Annotated in this window: 22 protein-coding genes, 2 rRNA genes and 1 riboswitch; of the genes, 22 read left to right on the top strand and 2 right to left on the bottom strand. The window is 45.5% G+C overall.

The features are described 5' to 3' along the window. Nucleotides 1-200: 200 nt before the first annotated feature. The 3 genes from NST58_RS00105 to NST58_RS00115 all read left to right on the top strand — a co-directional run bounded on the left by NST58_RS00105 (nucleotide 201) and on the right by NST58_RS00115 (nucleotide 4,042). A 23S ribosomal RNA gene (locus tag NST58_RS00105) occupies nucleotides 201-3,124 on the top strand. 128 nt (nucleotides 3,125-3,252) lie between these two features. Further along, nucleotides 3,253-3,369 (top strand): 5S ribosomal RNA (gene rrf, locus NST58_RS00110). Nucleotides 3,370-3,628: 259 nt separating this feature from the next. Further along, nucleotides 3,629-4,042, top strand: a complete 414-nt coding sequence (locus NST58_RS00115) for a hypothetical protein (RefSeq protein WP_036678856.1) — start codon at nucleotides 3,629-3,631, stop codon at nucleotides 4,040-4,042. A 63-nt stretch (nucleotides 4,043-4,105) separates the two neighbouring features. On the opposite strand, the gene NST58_RS00120 is transcribed toward NST58_RS00115, so the two are convergent. After that, nucleotides 4,106-4,630 (bottom strand): hypothetical protein, encoded by a 525-nt coding sequence (locus NST58_RS00120; protein WP_076194944.1) that lies wholly within the window; start codon nucleotides 4,628-4,630, stop codon nucleotides 4,106-4,108. Between the two features lie 209 nt (nucleotides 4,631-4,839). Here NST58_RS00120 and NST58_RS00125 point away from each other — a divergent pair, with 209 nt between their 5' ends. The 10 genes from NST58_RS00125 to rsmI all read left to right on the top strand — a co-directional run bounded on the left by NST58_RS00125 (nucleotide 4,840) and on the right by rsmI (nucleotide 12,484). After that, complete coding sequence (locus NST58_RS00125) at nucleotides 4,840-5,025, top strand: sigma factor G inhibitor Gin (protein WP_036678851.1); 186 nt, start codon at nucleotides 4,840-4,842, stop codon at nucleotides 5,023-5,025. 208 nt (nucleotides 5,026-5,233) lie between these two features. Then, the gene (locus NST58_RS00130) at nucleotides 5,234-6,772 is read left to right on the top strand and encodes an aminotransferase class I/II-fold pyridoxal phosphate-dependent enzyme (protein WP_339245598.1); all 1,539 of its coding nucleotides are present in this window, start codon (nucleotides 5,234-5,236) and stop codon (nucleotides 6,770-6,772) included. After that, nucleotides 6,773-7,414 (top strand): dTMP kinase, encoded by a 642-nt coding sequence (gene tmk / locus NST58_RS00135; RefSeq protein ID WP_036678846.1) that lies wholly within the window; start codon nucleotides 6,773-6,775, stop codon nucleotides 7,412-7,414. 126 nt (nucleotides 7,415-7,540) lie between these two features. Continuing rightward, a complete protein-coding gene (locus NST58_RS00140; RefSeq protein WP_036678844.1) occupies nucleotides 7,541-7,870 on the top strand; it encodes a cyclic-di-AMP receptor in 330 nt (109 codons plus the stop codon). 51 nt (nucleotides 7,871-7,921) lie between these two features. Beyond that, a complete protein-coding gene (locus NST58_RS00145) occupies nucleotides 7,922-8,365 on the top strand; it encodes a YaaR family protein (protein ID WP_036678842.1) in 444 nt (147 codons plus the stop codon). A 17-nt stretch (nucleotides 8,366-8,382) separates the two neighbouring features. Continuing rightward, a complete protein-coding gene (gene holB / locus NST58_RS00150; RefSeq protein WP_076099912.1) occupies nucleotides 8,383-9,357 on the top strand; it encodes a DNA polymerase III subunit delta' in 975 nt (324 codons plus the stop codon). Between the two features lie 139 nt (nucleotides 9,358-9,496). Continuing rightward, nucleotides 9,497-10,297 (top strand): stage 0 sporulation family protein, encoded by an 801-nt coding sequence (locus NST58_RS00155; RefSeq protein WP_036678838.1) that lies wholly within the window; start codon nucleotides 9,497-9,499, stop codon nucleotides 10,295-10,297. Nucleotides 10,298-10,327: 30 nt separating this feature from the next. Continuing rightward, nucleotides 10,328-10,693, top strand: a complete 366-nt coding sequence (gene yabA, locus NST58_RS00160) for a DNA replication initiation control protein YabA (protein WP_036678835.1) — start codon at nucleotides 10,328-10,330, stop codon at nucleotides 10,691-10,693. 109 nt (nucleotides 10,694-10,802) lie between these two features. Then, a complete protein-coding gene (locus NST58_RS00165; RefSeq protein WP_036678833.1) occupies nucleotides 10,803-11,576 on the top strand; it encodes a tRNA1(Val) (adenine(37)-N6)-methyltransferase in 774 nt (257 codons plus the stop codon). Then, nucleotides 11,573-12,484, top strand: a complete 912-nt coding sequence (gene rsmI / locus NST58_RS00170) for a 16S rRNA (cytidine(1402)-2'-O)-methyltransferase (protein ID WP_036678832.1) — start codon at nucleotides 11,573-11,575, stop codon at nucleotides 12,482-12,484. The genes NST58_RS00165 and rsmI overlap by 4 nt, the downstream gene beginning before the upstream one ends. A 419-nt stretch (nucleotides 12,485-12,903) precedes the next feature. Here the strand turns inward: rsmI and NST58_RS00175 are convergent, their stop codons facing one another. Continuing rightward, the gene (locus NST58_RS00175; protein ID WP_036678829.1) at nucleotides 12,904-13,158 is read right to left on the bottom strand and encodes an AbrB/MazE/SpoVT family DNA-binding domain-containing protein; all 255 of its coding nucleotides are present in this window, start codon (nucleotides 13,156-13,158) and stop codon (nucleotides 12,904-12,906) included. Nucleotides 13,159-13,453: 295 nt separating this feature from the next. Here NST58_RS00175 and NST58_RS00180 point away from each other — a divergent pair, with 295 nt between their 5' ends. The 9 genes from NST58_RS00180 to ispE all read left to right on the top strand — a co-directional run bounded on the left by NST58_RS00180 (nucleotide 13,454) and on the right by ispE (nucleotide 21,982). Then, nucleotides 13,454-14,737 (top strand): HD domain-containing protein, encoded by a 1,284-nt coding sequence (locus NST58_RS00180; RefSeq protein WP_076186801.1) that lies wholly within the window; start codon nucleotides 13,454-13,456, stop codon nucleotides 14,735-14,737. Nucleotides 14,738-14,788: 51 nt separating this feature from the next. Further along, on the top strand, nucleotides 14,789-15,559 hold the full coding sequence (locus tag NST58_RS00185) for a TatD family hydrolase (protein WP_076179633.1): 771 nt from the start codon (nucleotides 14,789-14,791) through the stop codon (nucleotides 15,557-15,559). Nucleotides 15,560-15,757: 198 nt separating this feature from the next. Further along, nucleotides 15,758-15,987, top strand: a riboswitch (cyclic di-AMP (ydaO/yuaA leader). A 285-nt stretch (nucleotides 15,988-16,272) separates the two neighbouring features. After that, complete coding sequence (locus NST58_RS00190; protein WP_076105834.1) at nucleotides 16,273-17,439, top strand: 3D domain-containing protein; 1,167 nt, start codon at nucleotides 16,273-16,275, stop codon at nucleotides 17,437-17,439. 176 nt (nucleotides 17,440-17,615) lie between these two features. Then, nucleotides 17,616-18,167 carry a ribonuclease M5 gene (rnmV, locus tag NST58_RS00195; protein ID WP_036678817.1) on the top strand — a complete coding sequence of 184 codons (552 nt, stop codon included), beginning with the start codon at nucleotides 17,616-17,618 and terminating at the stop codon, nucleotides 18,165-18,167. Then, nucleotides 18,164-19,048 (top strand): 16S rRNA (adenine(1518)-N(6)/adenine(1519)-N(6))-dimethyltransferase RsmA, encoded by an 885-nt coding sequence (gene rsmA, locus NST58_RS00200; RefSeq protein ID WP_036678815.1) that lies wholly within the window; start codon nucleotides 18,164-18,166, stop codon nucleotides 19,046-19,048. The genes rnmV and rsmA overlap by 4 nt, the downstream gene beginning before the upstream one ends. 164 nt (nucleotides 19,049-19,212) lie before the next feature. Then, nucleotides 19,213-20,115, top strand: coding sequence for a sporulation peptidase YabG (yabG, locus tag NST58_RS00205; RefSeq protein ID WP_036678813.1), 903 nt, complete (start codon nucleotides 19,213-19,215; stop codon nucleotides 20,113-20,115). Between the two features lie 276 nt (nucleotides 20,116-20,391). Continuing rightward, nucleotides 20,392-20,667 carry a Veg family protein gene (locus NST58_RS00210; RefSeq protein ID WP_019914493.1) on the top strand — a complete coding sequence of 92 codons (276 nt, stop codon included), beginning with the start codon at nucleotides 20,392-20,394 and terminating at the stop codon, nucleotides 20,665-20,667. 143 nt (nucleotides 20,668-20,810) lie between these two features. Continuing rightward, on the top strand, nucleotides 20,811-20,987 hold the full coding sequence (locus NST58_RS00215; protein ID WP_036678812.1) for a small, acid-soluble spore protein, alpha/beta type: 177 nt from the start codon (nucleotides 20,811-20,813) through the stop codon (nucleotides 20,985-20,987). 140 nt (nucleotides 20,988-21,127) lie between these two features. After that, on the top strand, nucleotides 21,128-21,982 hold the full coding sequence (ispE, locus tag NST58_RS00220; protein WP_076138497.1) for a 4-(cytidine 5'-diphospho)-2-C-methyl-D-erythritol kinase: 855 nt from the start codon (nucleotides 21,128-21,130) through the stop codon (nucleotides 21,980-21,982). The last annotated feature ends 70 nt before the right edge of the window (nucleotides 21,983-22,052 follow it).

Consider the following 22,052-nt stretch of genomic DNA (forward strand, 5'->3'; position numbering starts at 1 on the left):
GGTTTAGGCCTGTTACTCACTCGTTGCTCAGTTTTGAGAGTTTAAGCTCTCAAGTAAGACTTGATCCTTGAAAACTGGATACCGAAACGAATTTGCGTTTTAGAACATCTTTTAGCAACTTGTGCAAACAAGTAAATGTTATTAGTGAGATGATTCCAAAGAGAATGTCATCGTATGATATTTTCCTGCGGAAGAATCAAGGTTAAGCTAATAAGAGCACACGGAGGATGCCTAGGCGCCAGGAGCCGACGAAGGACGTGGCGAACAACGAAACTGCCTCGGGGAGCTGTAAGCAAGCTTTGATCCGGGGGTGTCCGAATGGGGAAACCCAGCTGTGGTAATTCGCAGTTACTCATACCTGAATACATAGGGTGTGTAGAGGCAGACCAGGGGAACTGAAACATCTAAGTACCCTGAGGAAGAGAAAACAATAGTGATTCCGTCAGTAGCGGCGAGCGAACGCGGAACAGCCTAAACCTAAGAGCTTGCTCTTAGGGGTTGTGGGACGTCTCACATGGAGTTACAAAGGAATATGGTAGGCGAAGAGGTCTGGAAAGGCCCGCGATAGAGGTAAAAGCCCTGTAACCTAAACTGTATTCTCTCCGAGACGGATCCCGAGTAGTGCGGGGCACGTGAAACCCCGTATGAATCCAGCAGGACCATCTGCTAAGGCTAAATACTACCTGGCGACCGATAGTGAAACAGTACCGTGAGGGAAAGGTGAAAAGCACCCCGGAAGGGGAGTGAAATAGAACCTGAAACCGTGTGCTTACAAAAAGTCAGAGCCCTATTAATGGGTGATGGCGTGCCTTTTGTAGAATGAACCGGCGAGTTACGTTTAACATGCAAGGTTAAGCCGAGAAGGTGGAGCCGCAGCGAAAGCGAGTCTGAATAGGGCGAATTAGTATGTGGACGTAGACCCGAAACCGTGTGATCTACCCCTGTCCAGGGTGAAGGTGCGGTAACACGCACTGGAGGCCCGAACCCACGTACGTTGAAAAGTGCGGGGATGAGGTGGGGGTAGCGGAGAAATTCCAATCGAACTCGGAGATAGCTGGTTCTCCCCGAAATAGCTTTAGGGCTAGCCTCGGTATAAGAGTAGTGGAGGTAGAGCACTGATTGGGTGCGGGGTCCGCAAGGATTACCAAGCTCAGTCAAACTCCGAATGCCATATACTTATTGCCGGGAGTCAGACAGTGAGTGCTAAGATCCATTGTCAAAAGGGAAACAGCCCAGACCATCAGCTAAGGTCCCCAAGTGTGTGTTAAGTGGGAAAGGATGTGGAGTTGCACAGACAACCAGGATGTTGGCTTAGAAGCAGCCACCATTGAAAGAGTGCGTAATAGCTCACTGGTCGAGTGACTCTGCGCCGAAAATGTAACGGGGCTAAACACACCACCGAAGCTATGGCTAGATACGTATGTATCTGGGGTAGGGGAGCGTTGTGTAGGGGTTGAAGGTGTACTGAAAAGAGCGCTGGACACTACACAAGTGAGAATGCCGGTATGAGTAACGAAAAGATCAGTGAGAATCTGATCCGCCGAAAGCCCAAGGTTTCCTGAGGAAGGCTCGTCCGCTCAGGGTAAGTCGGGACCTAAGGCGAGGCCGAAAGGCGTAGTCGAAGGACAACAGTTTGAAATTACTGTACCACCGTAATCCGCTATGAGCGATGGGGTGACGCAGGAGGGTAGTGACGCGGACTGATGGATGTCCGTCTAAGCAGTGAGGCTGATGTGTAGGCAAATCCGCACATCGATAAGGCTGGGCTGTGATGGGGAGCGAAAATTGTAGTAGCGAAGGTCATGATCTCACACTGCCAAGAAAAGCCTCTAGCCAGGAGAAGGTGCCCGTACCGCAAACCGACACAGGTAGGCGAGAAGAGAATTCTAAGGCGCGCGGAAGAACTCTCGTTAAGGAACTCGGCAAAATGACCCCGTAACTTCGGGAGAAGGGGTGCCCCGGTAGTGTGAATAGCACGAGGGGGCCGCAGTGAAAAGGCCCAAGCGACTGTTTAGCAAAAACACAGGTCTGTGCGAAGCCGCAAGGCGAAGTATACGGGCTGACGCCTGCCCGGTGCTGGAAGGTTAAGGGGAGTGGTTAGGGGTAACCCGAAGCTAAACCGAAGCCCCAGTAAACGGCGGCCGTAACTATAACGGTCCTAAGGTAGCGAAATTCCTTGTCAGGTAAATTCTGACCCGCACGAATGGCGTAACGACTTGGGCGCTGTCTCAACGAGAGATCCGGTGAAATTTTAATACCTGTGAAGATGCAGGTTACCCGCGACAAGACGGAAAGACCCCATGGAGCTTTACTGCAGCTTGATATTGAATTTGGGTACGATCTGTACAGGATAGGTGGGAGCCGTAGAAATCGGAGCGCAAGCTTCGGTGGAGGCGCCGTTGGGATACCACCCTGATCGTATCTAGGTTCTAACCTAGTACCCTTATCGGGTACGGGGACCGTGTCAGGCGGGCAGTTTGACTGGGGCGGTCGCCTCCTAAAGAGTAACGGAGGCGTTCCAAGGTTCCCTCAGAATGGTTGGAAATCATTCGCAGAGTGCAAAGGCATAAGGGAGCTTGACTGCGAGACCTACAAGTCGAGCAGGGACGAAAGTCGGACTTAGTGATCCGGTGGTACCGCATGGAAGGGCCATCGCTCAACGGATAAAAGCTACCCTGGGGATAACAGGCTTATCTCCCCCAAGAGTCCACATCGACGGGGAGGTTTGGCACCTCGATGTCGGCTCATCGCATCCTGGGGCTGAAGTAGGTCCCAAGGGTTGGGCTGTTCGCCCATTAAAGCGGTACGCGAGCTGGGTTCAGAACGTCGTGAGACAGTTCGGTCCCTATCTGTCGTGGGCGCAGGAAATTTGAGAGGAGCTGTCCTTAGTACGAGAGGACCGGGATGGACGTACCGCTGGTGCACCAGTTGTTCCGCCAGGAGCATGGCTGGGTAGCTACGTACGGACGGGATAAGCGCTGAAAGCATCTAAGCGTGAAGCCCCCTCAAGATGAGATTTCCCAATTAGTAAGACCCCTTGAAGACGACGAGGTAGATAGGTTGGAGGTGGAAGTGCAGCAATGCATGGAGCTGACCAATACTAATCGGTCGAGGGCTTATCCTATACTTAGGATGCAAATTCGTTTCGGATTCAGTTTTCAGGCATCAAGCCTGTAACACGCTTAGAAATTCATTCTCACTTCTGGTGAAGAACCGAATTTCACGCGGCAGCGTCTGTTTCACAGATGCATGTTTGGTGGCGATAGCGGAGGGGTTCCACGCGTACCCATCCCGAACACGACCGTTAAGCCCTCCAGCGCCGATGGTACTTGGACCGAAGGGTCCTGGGAGAGTAGGACGTTGCCAAGCACATTAAGCCATTGTTGATTTATCAGCAGTGGCTTTTTTGTTTTTTTTTGGACAAGAGTGTTATTTGAAGGGGAGTACAACATCTGAAGGGGCTGTAATTGAGTGACATTTTTGTTACCGACGCTGAGGTCGATACAAGTATAATAGATAAGTGCAAATAATAAGCAACATCTCTAATACGAAGGAACTACTCATAAATTCTAACTTTGAATTTTCTTGTGTCTTTAGATGCATTGTGGAGGTAAGGAGGATTTAAGGCATGAAACAAACAAGAATTATTAAGATATTAATTTTTTCGTGTATAGTAGCTTTAATACTGGCAGGCTGCGGTACGAAAGCGCCCAGCTGGGATGCTTTTGAGGGTGCGCTAAACGAGAAAAATTTCCCTGTGCCCCAAGAGGCGTACTCACCAGACCAGACTACGACAAACGTTGCTATGGATTATGTGCGTTATTCTTTACCTGGATTAAAGGAGAAGAACGGCATCCCAGAGGAGTATATGGATACTATTAAGGCCTGGGGATGGGTTGAACAGGAAGAGGAGAATACCGATTCATCTGGTGTTTTTCAGAAGGATGGAGTAACGGTTCATTTAACAGTGCATGATGATTATTTTATAGTTATGATTCCTAAAGAAAAGAAGGCCTTAATTAAAGGTCTTAAGACAAAATAAATAATCGCCGTCCTTTATGGATGGCGATTATTTATTTATATGCGAACATAGGTTAACTGTACTCTATTGAGAGTAATAGGAGGCATCGGATGGATTAAACTTCAGCATGCCTTCCTTGTTGCGTTGATTTATTTTGAACAGTGTATAGAGACGGGGCAGTAAAAGCCACAAGTGGCAAATAATCAGGGATACTGTAAATGCCGGTGGAGACCAAAAAATAAAGAGAGCTGCAATACAAAGACCAATATAAAAATTATGTAACTGTACTTTACGGAAAATGCGGTAACTAATGTGTTGATCTGGCATGAAGCCAAGCCACGGGATTTTAAATGAGATGGACCATCTTTTTGAAATAGGATGCCCGGAGATTAGAAGTACTGAGCGTGAAATAACATATTGAACCCAGAACATAACCGGAGCAGCTATAATTAAGTAGAGAATACTCCACCAAGAAAGAAAGACTGTCTCGAGCACAAGGACCAAAAGAGGGAGCAAAATATAAACACGCAGCAGAGGTGCCGTTAGATTAATTTTTTTGATTAATTTATATTGATAGAATGTAGCAGCGCCTTTGGTGTTGGGTTCCATATAAAATAGACTAACCTCCTCACAGATTCATATGTTCTTAATATCGGCGAATGAAAGCATTTTATTAAACTATGGGCGAATATTCACCGATATAGGGGCAGCGGAATATATATAATACACGAAACGAAGGATATGAAAAAACTATGAAAAGGTTTAAAATGATAGAAGGTGTATCATACTGTTCTTAAAAGAGTCAAGGTGGGATGGTTATGGAACAGCAAACCGGGCAAGCTTGTATCATTTGTGGGCAGGAAAAAGAAGAAGGTATTGTGATTGTCTCGCATTTTATTTGTGAGGATTGTGAGGCAGAAATGATCCGTACCGAGGCAGAAGATGCTAAGTACCGTTTTTTTATTGGCCAGATGAAGAAGATCGGATTGCAAAAGAACGCTTAAGTAGAGTAACTCTGTTAATTGATGCGGATAAGAGAGCAGTCTGGATGAAAGATATAAGGGCTGCATTAGAGATATTCATATACGGCTTCCTCGTTGTTTAAGCGGGGGGAGCCGTTTTGCTGTTCAGTCAGATGCTTTTATGAGGAAACATAGGAGTTTCTGAATATTTACGTTAAAATAGAAGGAACCCTATGGGAAGGAATTTAATATGAATAAATTACAACGATGTAGGGCACCTGTATACGAAATGCTGGAGCAATATAGAATTGTGGGTAATATATCTTATCATGTGCCGGGACATAAAAATGGAGCGGCATATGACGGCGTAGAAGGCGCTGGGTTTCTAGATGAGGTCATGAAGTACGATGTTACGGAGATTACCGGTACGGATGATCTTCATCATCCTGAGGGAGTCATTAAGGAAGCACAGGAGTTGGCTGCGGATTGCTTTGGAGCAGAGGAGAGTTTTTTTCTAGTTGGCGGAAGTACGGCGGGTAACCTGGCGCTGATTCTAACGGCTTGCCCCGAGCCAGGAATGATTCTGATTCTTCAACGAAATGTGCATAAATCAGTGATTCATGGTCTTATGTTAGCTGGAGTGAGGGCTGTTTTCGTCGAGCCGCTAATTGATCCACTCAGCGGCTTGGCAGTAGCGCCGGCGGCAGAAGCTGTTGAGGCTGCACTTGCAGCCTATCCGGAAGCCGCCGCTGTATTTGTCACCATGCCCAATTACTACGGCATGGGCAGTGACCTTGCGCCCCTCGCGCGTATTTGCCACGACAGCGGTGTACCGCTGCTTGTCGATGAAGCGCATGGGGCGCATTACGGGCAGCACCCGGCACTGCCTGCCGGGGCGCTTGCTTGTGGCGCGGACGGCGTAGTGCAGTCCACGCACAAGATGCTCACTGCGATGACCATGGGCGCTATGCTGCATGTTCAAGGGCAGCGGCTCGACCGTGCCCTGCTCTCGCAGCGGCTCGCCATGGTGCAGAGCTCCAGCCCATCATATCCTATGATGGCGTCGCTTGATCTTGCCCGGCGGCTGCTGCACAGCCGGGGCAGCGATGCATTCACGGCGGGGCTGGCCGCCGTGGATGTCCTGCGGCGCGGCCTTGCCGAGCTGCCGCGCTATGGATTGGTGCAGCCGGCAGAGCCGCTGCACGACGGCACGCCGCTGCATAAGGCGGCGTACGAGACGCAGGACCCCTTCAAAGTCGTCATTTATGACGCCACCGGGGTCCTAGGCGGTTTCGAGCTGCAGCGCAGGCTCGAGGCTAAGGGCTGTGTGCCGGAGATGAGTGACGACCGGCACGTAGTGCTGCTGTTCAGCCTCGGTTCGAAGGCTGAAGATGCAGCAAGGTTATTGCAGGCGCTGCGGGAAATAGATTCGGAGGTTACATCCGAATCACCGCACACCGCTGGCATTTCAGAATCTCAAAATATTTCCACGTGGAACAATTTGAATGTTTTACAAATCTCAGCACCTGTTCCCTTCTCTTTGAAGCCGGTGTCAGCCAATGAGGTAGAAAGTATTAATCTTGAACACAGCGTGGGGAGAGTAGCTGCAGAAATGGTAATTCCCTATCCACCAGGCATTCCATTATTATATCCGGGTGAGGTCATCACAGATCAGATACAGCAAAGACTGACTGGTTTAGCTTATGGAGGCGCGAAGTTCCAGGCTTGTGCTGATCCGGTCTTACAGCGTATTAAGGTATACAACATTCAGAAGGGCGGAGAAGTATAAGTGGGCAAAGAAGGTTTCTTTATAACATTAGAAGGGGGCGAAGGCTCCGGAAAAACAACGGTTCTGGGCAGAGTAGCAGCATATTTGCAGAATCGGTCCATGCCCTATCGAATTACACGTGAACCTGGAGGCATAGAAATCGCCGAAAAAATTCGCTCTATTATTCTGGATCCTGCCCATACTGCAATGGATGCACGTACAGAGGCATTGCTGTACGCTGCATCAAGAAGCCAACATCTCGCTGAAGTAGTAGAGCCGGCTCTTAGAGAAGGGCTTACAGTCCTCTGTGACCGCTTTGTAGACAGCAGTCTCGTTTATCAAGGACATGCAAGAGGATTAGGTATGGAAGAGGTGTGGAGTATTAACCGTTTTGCTATTGGAAATCGCATGCCCGATCTAACCTTTTATCTGGATGTAGACCCTGAGATTGGATTATCACGGATTGCGGCCAATCAAGATCGCGAAGTCAATCGTCTGGATATGGAGAGTCTTGCCTTTCATCAGAAGGTTCGTGAAGGTTATCATTTATTAATTAAGGCGAATCCGGAGAGAATAGTAGTTCTTGATGCAAACCGCCCTATTCATCTGGTAGAACAAGATATCGTGAGAACTCTTGAAGAGAGAGTATTAAAGGGTTTTTAGGGTGTTTTGTCTAATATAATAAGAGAAGTGGCATATAACTAAGCGTTTGCTTATGAAGTGAGGTTACTACTAAGAACACATTAAGTAGTAATACTCCATAAAACTTTTTTGGGAGGGAATGCGAAGATGAAGTTGATCATTGCAATTATCCAGGATAAAGACAGTAACCGGTTATCCAGTGAGCTAGTAAAAGCCAATTTCCGTGCTACCAAACTCGCAAGTACAGGTGGATTTCTGCGGGCGGGAAATACGACATTTATGATTGGGGTAGAGGACAGTCAGATCGAAGCTGTGTTGAATGTTATCCGTAACAGCTGTAAAGTGCGTGAACAACTAGTCACTCCAGTAACTCCGATGAGTGGCACGACCGATTCCTATTTACCGCTCCCTGTTGAAGTACAGGTCGGTGGCGCTACTGTATTCGTGCTTCCTGTAGATCGTTTCGAACATTATTAAGTATAATATAAATGAGCAAGTCATTTACAAAAAAGGGGCGGTAGATAACCTTTGAAGATCAATCCGGGATATAGGCCCTTAAAGAGTGAGCTTCCAAATGCAGAAGGGGCTAATAAGCCTGTTCAGCAGAAATCGTTCTCTGACGTTTTTCAGCAGCAAGGTGAACAGAAAACCAAAGATGAACTAAACCGCCAGATCAAAGAAATACAGTCACAAGGCGACCGTTTATCTAAGTCTATGACCATTCGTGAACTCACCATTTACCGGATGATGATCAAAAGGTTTCTGGAAGAAACCGCTCGTAGAGGCGTTATACTGAAAGAGACACGTGGATGGGATAGACGTGGGCGGGGTAAGCGTTACAAGCTGCTTGAGGAAATTGATGCGGCTTTGCTATCTATGGCAGACGATCTGCTGAATAGTGAGCAGGGCCGAATAGATCTGTTGGGACGTGTTGGAGAAATTCGTGGGTTGTTAATCAACCTTTCTTTTTAAAGTTTTGGGAGGAAATTATGCCTTTTCATGATATAGTAGGCCAGGAGCATGCTAAACGGCTACTCCAAAATGCCTTGCGCAAGGATGCTGTGAGCCATGCTTATTTATTTACAGGACCAGCAGGCAGTGGACAAATGAAGACGGCGCTGATGTTTGCCCAAGCAATTTTTTGCACGGAAAGCAAGGATGACGCCTGTGGCGAATGTCTAGAGTGCCGAAAGGTTGAGCATGGAAACCATCCTGATTTGTCATTGCTGCAGCCCGACGGTGCAAGCATAAAAATAGACCAGATCCGTGAGCTGCAGCGTGTCTTTTCCTATCGATCTGAGGGTGTGAATCCAAAGGTTTATATTATAGATGGGGCAGACAAAATGACGGTACAAGCTGCCAATAGTTTGTTGAAGTTTCTGGAAGAACCGCCAGCTCCGGCAGTGGGAATCCTAATATCTGATAATAGTCGTTCTTTATTGCCGACGATTCAGTCACGGACTCAGCGGATCCCATTTAGTCCGTTAAATCCGGATATTATGCTTCAAGCGCTAGCAAGTGAGGGTGTGCCGATCCCCTTAGCTCGATGTGCAGTATCACTCAGTTCGGGACTTGATGGTTGCAGGGAACTTTTGGAACAGAATTGGTTTGCAGAAATGAGAAATCTAGTGTTACAATTAGCTAAGGAGTCCTTAAGCAAGGGCAGCTCCACGGTAGCAACTGCCGGGCAGAAGCTGTTCAAGACTGGGCTCGCTGAACATTTGGATATCCTTTTCAGCATGTTCCATCTATGGTTTAAAGATATGCTCTACTTCCTGTACCGCAAGCACGAAAGTATCGTTTTTATAGATCAGTTAGACTTTATTTCCAGGCATGCCCGTGGGCGCAGTGCGGAACAATGGGTGGCTTATATGGGATATGCTGCAGAGAGTACTAAGAAGCTGCGTTCCAATGCCAATGCCCAGTTGTGTCTGGAGCAGTTCTTAATCCGACTGGAAAGTTAAAGGATTAGCAATGATATATCCTCCGGATGTCGCTTTACCTGGAAGTATCGTTTTAACAGACGAGGAAGGACAAGCATGGATCATCAGGGAGCGGACATGCCCATAGGTTCCTTTTACCGGCAAACAAGGGGGTTAATTTTTGTACAGCGTAGTAGGTGTCCGTTTTAAAAAAGCGGGTAAAATATATTATTTTGATCCACTTGATTTTCCGATTGAACGAGATCAATGTGTTATTGTTGAGACAGCACGTGGGGTGGAATACGGTAAGGTTGTCGTAGGCAAAAAAGAGGTGGAGGAGTCCGATGTTGTACTACCCCTCAAAAAAGTGATGCGTATTGCCGGAGAAACCGACGCACGCGTTGTTGAGGAGAACAAAAGCGCCGCTAAGGAGGCTTTTACCACCTGTTTAAATAAAATACGCGACCACGGTCTCAAAATGAAGCTCGTAGATGTAGAGTTTACTTTTGACCGTAATAAGATTATATTTTACTTTACGGCTGAAGGACGCGTTGACTTTAGAGAATTGGTTAAGGATCTGGCAAGTATTTTTCGGACCCGCATTGAGCTGCGGCAAATTGGGGTACGTGATGAAGCTAAGATGCTAGGTGGACTTGGACCTTGTGGACGAGTGCTTTGCTGCTCCTCTTGGTTAGGGGATTTTGAACCCGTATCCATAAAAATGGCCAAGGATCAGAACCTTTCACTTAATCCGACGAAGATTTCCGGACTTTGTGGACGTCTGATGTGTTGTTTGAAATTTGAGCATGACAATTATGAGAGTGTGAAGGAAGAAATGCCAGCGGTCGGCAAGATTGTCGTGACCTCATTGGGGGATGGCAAAGTAGTAGGAATCAATGCCGGAAACCGTACGGTTCATGTACAGTTGTTTGAAGTGGGCAAAGTTAAGGAACTTCCAATGGATGATGTTGTCGTCAAGTAAACCATATAAGGTTACTTTCGGGGTGGAAACTTGGAGAAGAAAAATATATTTGCACACATGCAGGATATGGAAGCGCAGATGGAAACGATGCGCGCCAATCTTGGAGAATGGAAACAGACGGTAAAAGAACTGATGGAAGCTAACCAGAGGTTAACTCTGGAGAATGAACAGCTTCGCAAAATTTTAAAGCGGGATGCACCTTTGGATCCTACCGTAGATTCTGCGGAGGCGGAAGCTCTTTTAGCTACCGGAGAGGGAACAGAAGAGGTTGTCGGGGAAGGTTATGACAACTTGGCTCGGCTTTACCACGAAGGCTTTCACATCTGTAATGTTTATTTTGGACATTTACGCACGGAAGGTGACTGTCTGTTCTGTCTTTCTTTTCTTAATAAATGAGGATATCCAGCCGTAGGAGATTAATCCTACGGTTTTTTTTGAATTTTAGCCCATAGGCATATGGCTTTGAAGCAAGTTTTTCTCAACAAAACCTTTAGGAGATTATTACATGACGAATTCTTTTAATGATATATCTGTCCCCTTGTTACCGACGGAGCGGGTGGATGATTTACTAACACATGATCTGCGCATTATTCAAAGTGATGAAGTATTTAGCTTTTCTATGGATGCTGTATTGCTTGCTCGTTTCGCCAGTGTTCCGCCACGTGGAAGAGTTCTAGATCTTTGTACGGGAAATGGTGTAATACCGATTTTAATGACTACCCGGACAAAAGCTTCTATAGAAGGTATTGAAATACAACCTCGTTTAGCCGATATGGCTCGTCGTAGCGTGGCTCTAAATGGCCTTCAGGATCAGGTTGTAATTCATGAAGGTGATTTGCGCGAGTTATATACTACCGCAGGACATGGTGTGTATGATGCAATAACGGTGAACCCTCCTTATATGCCGCTTAATGGCAGTGATCTGAAGCTGAACAACCATCAAGCTATGGCTCGTCATGAGATAGGCTGTACACTGGAGGAGGTCATTCAGGCTTGTGTGCGATTGGTTCGGACGGGCGGAAAGGTAAGTATGGTTCATAAACCACAACGGTTGGTTGATATTATCAGTCTCATGAGACAATATAGACTCGAGCCAAAGATTATTCGGTTTGTACATCCACGTGCCCATCTGGAGGCAAATATGGTATTAATCGAAGCCGCACGTGATGGAAAGCCTGAGGTTCGTTTACAACCACCGCTCATCGTATATAATGAGGACAATCAATACTGTCCAGAGATTATGGACATCTACTATGGTGCTAAAGAGGGTAAATCATGACGATATCATGCCAAAGCAGTTTTCAAAACAAGACTAATACCAGTACTCAGGAGACAACAGGATCGCTTTTTCTGGTGGCTACACCTATCGGTAATCTGGAGGATATGACCTATCGTGCAGTCCGCACATTACAGGAATGTGATATTATTGCCGCGGAAGATACGAGACAGACCCGAAAATTACTCAGCCACTTTGAGATTTCACCTTCGATGTTGTTTAGTTATCATGAGCATAATAAGGCCGCCAGTGGACCTGAGCTTGTACGCTATATAATAGAAGGAAAAAATTTGGCACTCGTCAGCGATGCCGGTTTACCAGCGATTTCTGACCCTGGAGCGGATCTTGTAGCCCTTGCTATAAGTCATGGAATTCCGGTGATTCCTATCCCTGGAGCTAACGCAGCGTTGTCAGCTTTGATCGCTTCTGGTCTATCTACGAATACGTTCACCTTTATCGGCTTTCTTCCCCGAGAGCGTAAGGACATCCGAGCAGTATTAAGTCCACTTCGCTCGGCCCAAGGCACTTTGTTGTTCTACGAATCTCCCCATCGCGTAGTTAAGACACTTGCTCATCTTCAAGAAGCATTCGGTAATCGCCAGATTGTGTTGGCACGTGAATTAACGAAAAGATATGAGGAGTTTCTACGCGGTTCGATTGAGGAATGTACACTATGGCTGGCTGAACATCCTCCGCTAGGCGAATATGTTATTGTCGTAGAAGGGGAGAGCAAGGAAGATGCAGAAATCGCAGAATCGGCGTGGTGGCGTCAGTTAAGCATTGAAGATCATGTAGCTCATTACGAAGCACAGGATGTACCACGGAAAGAGGCTATGAAAAAAGCGGCATCAGACCGGGGTGTAGCCAAACGGGATATTTATAATGCGTTGCTTGATAGAGCAGAAGAGTAAGTGTTATAGACGAATTCCTAGAATAACTAAGGATTCTCGGAGCCGTTTCGAGCTTGAGTGATTTATCTGTGGGTTAAATGTAATTTGTACAGTTATTTTTGAATTTTTTTATGTATTTGTTCGTTTAGTTGTACTTCATACAGTTATAAAGGTGGAAAGGATTGATTTCACGGAGATATAGGAAATATAAGTGTACAAAATACAATTAATTCGTTTAATGGTAAAAAGCATTTAAAATAACTGTAAGAAATACAACTAAGTATTACTAGTTCCGTCTTGAAGCACATTGCCCTTAGGGAGGGGATAACCAGGAGGGCAAACCCAGACATAAAAAATACCTCCCGCGGTCACGGGAGGTCAAGGAGATATGAAAAGGTTAGAATTAACAATTTGATTAGTTCTATTATATACTATTTAATTTAGTTTGTCACAGGGGTAGGGATGGAAGATATGCATTCATGACAAACTATTTTTCCTTTAAAGTAAGTTACGTTCTCAGCGTTGCCACAGAAAATGCAGGCAGGCTCATACTTTTTAAGCATAATCCGTTCGCCATCAACGTAAATTTCCAGTGCGTCCTTTTCGCCAATGCCAAGTGTACGGCGTAATTCAATAGGAATAACAACCCGTCCAAGTTCGTCTACTTTTCTTACAATTCCTGTTGATTTCATCATAACAATCGTTACTCCTCTCAATGTTCCAAAAACGTCATTATTCGACATTGTTCACTGTTTTATGATACTTATAATACCAACGATTCCCAAATCAGTCAACCTTTTTTCATAGGCTGAATAAGAAAATTTCCATAAGAACTTTGAATGTCCCTATAAAAATTAAGAATTACCCTGAAAGCATTTTGTCGATTTACCAAGACCAAAAATGATACTTTTCGACAAAGTACGACATAATTACTTATTATATACTGATATTAGTTAAAATCATATTAAATTATTAGAAGGAGTTGATCTCATGAAGCAGCCGCTCACGGAAGAAAAAGTTTTCAAGGATCCCGTTCATAATTATATTCACGTACAGGATACGATTATTTGGCGACTAATTAATACAAAAGAATTTCAGCGTTTACGCCGGATTCGCCAGTTAGGTACCTCATATCTCACTTTTCATGGTGCAGAGCATAGTCGTTTTTCTCATTCTTTAGGAGTATATGAAATTACACGCAGAATCATTTCGCAATTTGAGCGCAGCGGGTATAAGGATTGGATTCCTGAAGAAAGTTTGCTTACTTTGTGTGCGGCTTTGCTGCATGATTTAGGGCATGGTCCATTTTCACATTCTATAGAAGAAGCTTTTGAAATGAACCATGAGGATTGGACCTGCCGAATTATTTTGGAGGACACGGAGATCACCGAAATATTGCGTGATGTGGAGGAAGATTTTCCTCGTAAAGTAGCCTCAGTTATCTCTAAGACATATGAGCATGAAATTGTTGTCAATTTGGTTTCTAGTCCGCTGGATGCTGATCGTATGGATTATTTGCTGCGTGATGCGTACTATACAGGTGTAAACTATGGAACCATCGATATTGATCGGATTTTGAGAATGCTTCGTCCTTATAATGGGCGGATTGTAGTAAAAGAATCAGGTATGCATGCCATTGAAGATTATTTAATGTCGCGTTATCAAATGTACTGGCAGGTATATTTTCATCCGGTGACGCGCAGCTCTGAAATTATTTTGCGTCAAATCTTCCGTAGAGCTAAAGAGTTGTTCCAAGAGGGGTACAAATTTCGCTTTATGATCGCTCCGCTGGAAGATCTCTTTCGAGGAGAAGTAACAGTGAAGCAATATTTAATGCTTGATGAGGCACTGGTACAGACTGCTTTTATGCAATGGACCCTTGAAGAAGATGAGTTATTAAGCGACTTGTGTACCCGTTTTATTCATCGTAAACTGTATAAATATGTAGAGATCGAGAATTTGGATACAGATATGATTACGGAAATCCGCAGCAGTTTTGCGGGAGCGGGACTTAACCCAGAATATGACTTAGAGATTGATTATCCGACAGATTTGCCTTATGATGTGTTCCGTCCAGGAGCAGCCTTCGACAATAATCAAATTTTACTGCTTGATCGGAATGAGCAATTGCGGGAAATTTCAGAGGTATCGGATATTGTGCGCTCAATAAGCGGGATTCATCGTGGCAGATATCACCTATATTTCCCACAGGATAAGCTGAAAAAAGCCCTTACACGGTTGCCCTCTTCTGTAGCAGAGATTTTTGCAAAATAATACAAATATTTATGGAACTATTGATAAAAACAACAAGGAGTGAGCTTTAAAATGTATCTGTTCGACACTCATACACATTTAGATGCGCCTCAATTCGACGAGGATCGCGAGGAAGTTATAGCTCGTGCAGTAGAGGCCGGAGTTAGCAAGATGATCAATATTGGATTTAATCGGGAAACGATCCCTTCAACGATGAAGCTGGCTGAATCTTATGATTATATTTATGCAGCGGTGGGCTGGCATCCACAGGATGCGATTGATATGAAAGAGGGGGACCTCGATTGGATCGCCTCTCTTTGCAGCCATGAGAAAGTGGTGGCCATCGGAGAGATTGGGTTGGATTATTATTGGGATACCTCTCCCAAGGATGTGCAGCAGGAGGTCTTCCGCAAACAAATTGGACTAGCCCGTGAACTAAAAATGCCAATCTGCATACATGACCGTGATGCCCATGAAGATGTCGTACGGATTTTACGGGAGGAAAAAGCAAATGAAATTGGTGGCGTAATGCATTCTTTCTCAGGCAGCTGGGAAACCGCAAAAATGTGTCTAGATCTAGGATTTCATTTGTCATTTGGAGGACCGATCACGTTCAAAAATGCCAGAGTGCCTAAAGAGGTGCTTGCACAGACGCCATTGGACCGATTATTGATCGAAACAGACGCTCCATATTTGACTCCACACCCCTTCCGAGGCAAGCGAAATGAGAGTGCTCATGTGAAGTTAGTAGCAGAGGCTGCGGCTGAAATTAAAGGGTTAACATGGGAAGAATTGGCTAAAATTACGTATACGAACGCACTGGAACGATTTGGGATTGTCTGAAAACAGGAGTAAAACGGGTGAAAAATAGAGAATGGCCGATATATTAAACTTTTTTAATATAAAAACGGCTGATTATTACAATATTTTAACCATATATTTGCGTAAACGTGGTTGAATCGTCCTTTACAACATGCATCAAAACAGGATATCATCTTTTCAGTGATGTGAGCTGTTGTTATTGTGACAGCCATTGATTCATGGATCGTCTCGCTGAGTCTCCGTATGGAGAACGGGGGAACCAATATTGAACTGCCGCATGCCTGTATCTTGAATACGACTAGGAATTGCCGCAGAACAATATTTGATTTCTTCACGTGGTCTTTGGGGTGAATTTAAGGGCAACCGCCGTGAGCGGGTGACCTGAAATAGGGCGTCTCTCTTTCGTCCGAACCCGACAGCTAACCCCGTAAGCGCAAGTAAGAGAGGCAACCTCGTGCACAAACATTCCCGCGTATTCTGACATCGGAGAAGCCACGAAAGAGTCCTCAAGAGAACTCTTTTTAGGCTTCTTTATTTTTGAATAAACTGAATGTTGCCCGCATACTGTTATATAACAGGTGTGGGAGTAGCTGTGCCGAGCAGGCGATCCATGAGCAGGAGACGCTAAGTTAATACGTGCGTATCCTGTGACAATCTCAAATAGTTTCGTCAAAGAAATTCAGTCCTCATGATATACAAATTGACGACGAGGCTATGTAAGGAGGATGGAGAGAATGGGCTTATTCCAACCAGAGGTATCCCATGATTCGCAGTCATCCAGCAGGTCTTTCGCATTACGGTGGGAGCAAGTAAATACTCGCGTACTTTTACTTGCAGGTGTGATTTCAATCGCAATCGCGCTGTTAATTCTGCTGTACGTACACGGTCAAAGTAATAAACAATTAGTTTTAGTAATAGACGGGCAAACACAGACACTTGAAACGCGAGAAGCACTTCTTGGTGATGTGTTGGAGAAAGAGCAAATTTCGCTGCAGCCGCATGATGAATTATCTTTAGGTCTGAGTGATGAAATAAAAGACGGTGACCGTGTCGTTATCAATCGTGCGCAGAAATTTAGCCTTACTGCGGACGGAGCAACAAAAACGTTATATACGACCGAAGACACTATCGGTCAAGCGATTGACAAACTGGGTATCAACCTAGAAGGCTATGATAAGATTTTTCCTTCGTTAGACACCACCATCTCTGCTGACATGGAGATTAAGATCGTTCGTATCAACAAGCAAACGGTACAGCGAACAACTAACTTACCTTTCCGTGTTATTAAGACAGCAGATCCCTCCCTTACTGTGGGAACAGTTAGAGTGGCACAGGCAGGCAAACCAGGCGTCATGGTTCAGCATATTGAAAAGATCTATCAAGACGGAGAACTGGCCTCTATGCGCATGATCGGCAAGGAAGTACAAACGGTAACAAAAGATAAGATCATTGCCGTTGGTACTAAAGCACTTCCTAAGCCTACTGTAGTTGCTAAAGCTACAACAACTTCCAAATCAAGCACTACCTCCAAAACGACTAAAGTTAGCGCTAAGACTAAGAACGTCACAAGCAAGGCTGGCGTAGACTTTGAGTACAAGAAGATGATTAAGAACGTCTCCATGACAGCTTATTCGTCAGAAGAGCCAGGGATAGGTACTAAAACTGCCTCCGGAACACGCGTAACGGAAGGTCGTACAATTGCAGTAGATCCGAATGTAATTCCTATTGGCTGGTGGGTTTATATCGATGGGCTTGGATTCCGCCGTGCAGAGGATACTGGCGGTGCCATTAAAGGCAATAAAGTGGATGTCTATTATGATTCCCTGAGCCATGCTCGTAATTTCGGCCGTAAATCACGTACCGTTTATGTGATTGGACCTGTGAAACCAGAGCTTAACTAGAACTGAAGCTTTTGCAAAAAATCCTTTGATAAGCTATAGTGATGATAACCGTTAAGGAACGCTGGATGATCATTTCGTTGATCGCAGAGCAACCGCTCATCACTTATACATTCTTTAACCAAAAGAAGAGGAGCGAATCCTCTTCTTTTTGCTTTTTTTGGAAGGAGTCAAGAAATATGATTAAGGAATTAATCGTCGTTGAAGGCAAAAGCGATACCGTAGCCATTAAGCGTGCTGTAGAAGCGGATACCATTGAGACAGGCGGCTCTGCTGTAAACCGGACTGTAATTGCTAAGATCGCGCTTGCTATGGAACGTAGAGGGGTTATTATTCTTACGGACCCGGACCATGCTGGGGAGCGAATTCGTAAAATCGTTTCAGCGAAGGTGCCGGGCTGCAAGCATGCTTTTATTCCAGAGAAGGACGCAACTCGAAAAGGGGATATCGGTGTAGAGAATGCATCGCCAGAGGCGATTCGTCATGCGCTGCGTAATGTACATACCTCTTTTGAAGGAGCACCTGCTTTGATTGGTATTGATGATCTTATGGCCGCTGGAATGCTTGTACACCCTCGGGCTGCTGAAAGACGTATGGCGCTTGGTAATTTGCTTGGAATCGGATATTGTAACGGCAAACAGCTGTACAAGCGGCTGGCGATGTTTGGGATTACGCGGGAGGAATTTGCCGGGGCTCTCGCCCAAATTGATCAGGGAGGCATTACTTCATGAGTGGTAGAGAGGAAATTTCGACTCCAAAACGGACCAAAGAGATTATTCAACGTTATGGATTCAAGTTCAAGAAAAGCCTGGGACAGAATTTTTTGATTGATCAAAATATTTTGGACAAGATTGTAGACGCTGCTGGACTAGATAGCGATTCTGGGGCGCTGGAGATCGGGCCGGGAATTGGAGCGCTGACGGAGCGTCTGGCACTAACAGCGGGTGCTGTAACTGCCGTAGAGATTGACCGTAGACTGATTCCAATATTAAAAGACGTACTTTCCCCCTATCCCCATGTTAAGGTTCGTAACGATGATGTCCTCAATGTGAACTTGCAGGAAATGTTCAAGGAAGATTTCACCACTGTGAACAAGGTCAGTGTGGTTGCTAACCTGCCTTATTATGTGACTACTCCGATTCTGATGAAGCTGCTCGAAGAGAAGCTTCCCCTTGATAACATCGTTGTAATGATTCAGAAGGAGGTTGCGGAGCGTATGGCTGCATCTCCAGGTGGAAAGGAATACGGAAGTCTTAGCATTGCCGTGCAGTACTACAGCGAGCCTGAGCTCGTCTGTATCGTGCCACGTACGGTATTCATCCCTCAACCTAATGTGGAGTCTGCTGTTATCCGTCTGAAGGTTAGAGAGCATCCTCCGGTAAAGGTGGAGAGTGAGAAGCATTTCTTTGAAGTGGTTCACGCTTCTTTCACACAGCGCCGCAAGACGATTGCTAACAATCTGAAGGCTCGCTACTTCCCTGAACAAGGACGTGAGCAGCTGGAGGCTTTACTCGCAGAAGCGGGTATTGAACCGACCCGTCGCGGAGAAACACTCAGTCTTGAAGAATACGCCCGCTTAAGCGGTGTTTTGCTAGCCGCTGGAATTGAATAAGCAATAGGAAACGGTTGTTGTCTTAAGGACAACAACCGTTTCTCGTAGAAATATAAGGATGTTATTCTGGTGGAGCATTATACATTCTTATATTTTAAAAATATGTTGAGTTATGAACCAACTGAGGCCTTTGCCCATACGATGGGGTAGAGGTGGTGGTTGTAATGAATTTAGGAGACTTGGTCGTTCGCAAATCTTATGGCGGTGATTTAACATTTCGTGTAGATAATATAGTGCAGGATAGAGCCGTCATTAAAGGCACAGATTTCCGCCTGTTGGCGGATTCTCCTCTGGATGACCTGGTTCAAGTGCCTCCTACCCGAATAACGGAACGGGGACAGCAAGCACAGATCAAAGCGAAGGAATCACTGACACAGCTACGGAAGGACCGTCAGGAGCAAAGTCAGCGGAGCGGGGGAACCCTAACAGAGGGGACATGGGCTCCACCGTCCAAGGAAGCTCCTTATTTTGAAGTGCCAGGTAAAGTACTGCATCTGGATGGCGATCCGGCATATTTGAATAAGAGCCTTAGCTTATACGAGCAGCTGCGGATTCCCGCTGAAGGGCATCATGTTCATGAATCTGCAATGGCTGATACGTTATACCGGCTGTTGCCCCGTGTACGCCCAGATATTGTAGTGATCACTGGTCATGATGGGGTACTGAAGCAACAGCATACTTACGATCTGTATAGTCTGAATAGCTATAAAAATTCGCAAAACTTTATAGCTGCTATTAGGGTAGCTAGGGAGTATGAGCGGAATTTTGATGCGTTGACTATTGTTGCCGGTGCTTGTCAATCTCATTTCGAGGCCTTACTTGGAGCTGGAGCTAATTTTGCCAGTTCACCTGGTCGAATTTTGATTCATGCTCTGGATCCGGTGTATGTGGCAGCAAAATCATCCTTTACTTCCATCAGAGATACTGTAAATCTTAGCGATGTTCTGAATAATACCATCAGCGGCAATCAGGGTATTGGTGGTGTTGAGACCCGTGGCAGCTTCCGCATCGGAATGCCGCGACTGCAGAATCTGTCGGCGCTAAAAGTGACACCATCAGCCATTTAAGCGGCAGAGATAGGTCTATGGTGTCAGGAATATAGGTAATTTGAATCGGCTGAATAGAATATCCGAAAGAAAGGGTGAGCGCTGAGCTTAACCCTTTCTTTTTTTCTTTGTAATGCCTATATTACAGATAACAAGGATATTAGTCCGGCGCTGATTTCTCGCAAAAAAATTCCGTTGACAACGAAATATGCATCAACTATAATTAATTATTTATTTGCTTTGACATTGTTCTGAAAAAGTTGTATAATGGACAAGAAAAGAGGTGGTCGTCAGGTAATGGCTAATAACGCGCTGTTGGAAATCAAACGCAGTCTTGAAGCTCACGTCGGTCATAAGATCACATTGCGTGCAAACGGAGGTCGTCGTAAAACCGTTGAACGCACAGGTGTCCTGGAAGAAACGTACCCTTCTGTATTTATTGTCAAACTGGATCAGGAGCAGCAAACTTTTAAGCGAGTCTCCTATAGCTATGCCGATATACTTACTGAATCTGTGGAAATCACAGTTTGTGAAGACGATGGGCAGATGCGGATTATGTATATTAAAGCTTAATGTTTCACGAACAGTCTCCCTTGGAGGCTGTTTTTTGTTTGCGTTTTTTGGGACAAATATTTGGTGCATGATCCGTGTGCTAAGCAAGCATACTAATTGGGCAACGGGTTAATCATTTATTTTCATAAGGGAGGAATTCCGTAATGAGCCGCAGAAAACGAGGCATGATGTCGGAGGAACTGAAGACAGAGTTAGCCAAGGAGCTGGGTTTTTATGAAACCGTGGAACGTGAGGGCTGGGGTGGAATTACAACTCAAGACGCTGGCAACATGGTGAAAAAAGCGATACAGCTTGCTGAACAGGCTGCGCGGAAATCTTAAATTTTAGGCTATAAAGTGAATATTACTGAAAAAGGGTGCGTCTAAATGGCGACACCCTTTTATTATTGGACTTCATTAGAAGTTTCTCATATAATATGTTAAGTTGTTTTTACGGGAAAAGCTGAAGGTGGGTGAACGCCTTGAAAATGTATGAAAAGGCACCAGCTAAAATTAATTTGATGCTGGATGTGCTGCACAAACGTGCTGACGGTTTTCATGAGGTGGAAATGATTATGACCATGGTAGATTTAGCAGACCGCTTAGAGCTGTCTGAGCTGCCAAGGGATACTATTATAATATCAAGTCAGGCTGGTTATATTCCCCTGGATGAGAAAAATTTAGCTTTCCAGGCGGCAAGGCTTATTAAAGACCGTTATAACGTGAAGAGTGGGGTACATATCCATCTGGATAAAAGAATTCCGGTTGCGGCTGGCCTGGCTGGCGGCAGCAGTGATGCCGCAGCTACGCTACGCGGTCTAAACCGTCTGTGGCGTCTGGGTATTCCTGCGCAGGAGCTACAGGAGCTTGGCGCTGAGTTGGGTTCTGATGTACCTTTCTGCGTCACAGGCGGCACAGCCTTGGCTACAGGACGAGGCGAAAAGCTGACACCAATCAATAACCCGCCACAATGCTGGGTTGTGTTGGCAAAACCACCGATCAATGTATCGACTGCAGAAGTGTATGGACGCGTTCGGAGCAATAATATAGCGGTTCATCCTTCTGCTCGAAAGATGCAGCAAGCGATAGAAGCTGGAGACTTTGGGGGCGTGTGCAACCATCTGGGCAACGTGCTTGAGGATGTTACCTTAAAGCTGCATCCAGAGGTTCAGCAGCTCAAGGAAGCGATGATAAAGCTTGGAGCAGATGGCGTACTGATGTCAGGCAGCGGACCTACCGTATTCGGGTTAGTGTCCAAGCAGTCTAAAGTAGCAAGGATTTACAACGGACTGCGAGGGTTCTGCAAGGAAGTCTACGCAGTGAGATCACTGAATTAGTCTGCTTCTCTTGTGTAAACCCGTACAAAAGTGATATATTTTTCTAAAATATTCGGTTTTGGCGAGGAGC

The organism is Paenibacillus sp. FSL R10-2796 (assembly GCF_037965315.1).
GTDB classification, from domain to species: Bacteria; Bacillota; Bacilli; order Paenibacillales; family Paenibacillaceae; genus Paenibacillus_AQ; species Paenibacillus_AQ odorifer.

What these genes read in the sequence shown, in the direction of transcription:
- NST58_RS00115 (WP_036678856.1), top strand. Translation starts at nt 3,629, where the DNA reads ATGAAACAAACAAGAATTATTAAGATATTAATTTTTTCGTGTATAGTA.
- NST58_RS00120 (WP_076194944.1), bottom strand. Translation starts at nt 4,630, where the DNA reads ATGGAACCCAACACCAAAGGCGCTGCTACATTCTATCAATATAAATTA.
- NST58_RS00125 (WP_036678851.1), top strand. Translation starts at nt 4,840, where the DNA reads ATGGAACAGCAAACCGGGCAAGCTTGTATCATTTGTGGGCAGGAAAAA.
- NST58_RS00130 (WP_339245598.1), top strand. Translation starts at nt 5,234, where the DNA reads ATGAATAAATTACAACGATGTAGGGCACCTGTATACGAAATGCTGGAG.
- NST58_RS00140 (WP_036678844.1), top strand. Translation starts at nt 7,541, where the DNA reads ATGAAGTTGATCATTGCAATTATCCAGGATAAAGACAGTAACCGGTTA.
- holB (WP_076099912.1), top strand. Translation starts at nt 8,383, where the DNA reads ATGCCTTTTCATGATATAGTAGGCCAGGAGCATGCTAAACGGCTACTC.
- NST58_RS00165 (WP_036678833.1), top strand. Translation starts at nt 10,803, where the DNA reads ATGACGAATTCTTTTAATGATATATCTGTCCCCTTGTTACCGACGGAG.
- rsmI (WP_036678832.1), top strand. Translation starts at nt 11,573, where the DNA reads ATGACGATATCATGCCAAAGCAGTTTTCAAAACAAGACTAATACCAGT.
- NST58_RS00175 (WP_036678829.1), bottom strand. Translation starts at nt 13,158, where the DNA reads ATGATGAAATCAACAGGAATTGTAAGAAAAGTAGACGAACTTGGACGG.
- NST58_RS00180 (WP_076186801.1), top strand. Translation starts at nt 13,454, where the DNA reads ATGAAGCAGCCGCTCACGGAAGAAAAAGTTTTCAAGGATCCCGTTCAT.
- NST58_RS00185 (WP_076179633.1), top strand. Translation starts at nt 14,789, where the DNA reads ATGTATCTGTTCGACACTCATACACATTTAGATGCGCCTCAATTCGAC.
- NST58_RS00190 (WP_076105834.1), top strand. Translation starts at nt 16,273, where the DNA reads ATGGGCTTATTCCAACCAGAGGTATCCCATGATTCGCAGTCATCCAGC.
- rnmV (WP_036678817.1), top strand. Translation starts at nt 17,616, where the DNA reads ATGATTAAGGAATTAATCGTCGTTGAAGGCAAAAGCGATACCGTAGCC.
- rsmA (WP_036678815.1), top strand. Translation starts at nt 18,164, where the DNA reads ATGAGTGGTAGAGAGGAAATTTCGACTCCAAAACGGACCAAAGAGATT.
- yabG (WP_036678813.1), top strand. Translation starts at nt 19,213, where the DNA reads ATGAATTTAGGAGACTTGGTCGTTCGCAAATCTTATGGCGGTGATTTA.
- NST58_RS00210 (WP_019914493.1), top strand. Translation starts at nt 20,392, where the DNA reads ATGGCTAATAACGCGCTGTTGGAAATCAAACGCAGTCTTGAAGCTCAC.
- NST58_RS00215 (WP_036678812.1), top strand. Translation starts at nt 20,811, where the DNA reads ATGAGCCGCAGAAAACGAGGCATGATGTCGGAGGAACTGAAGACAGAG.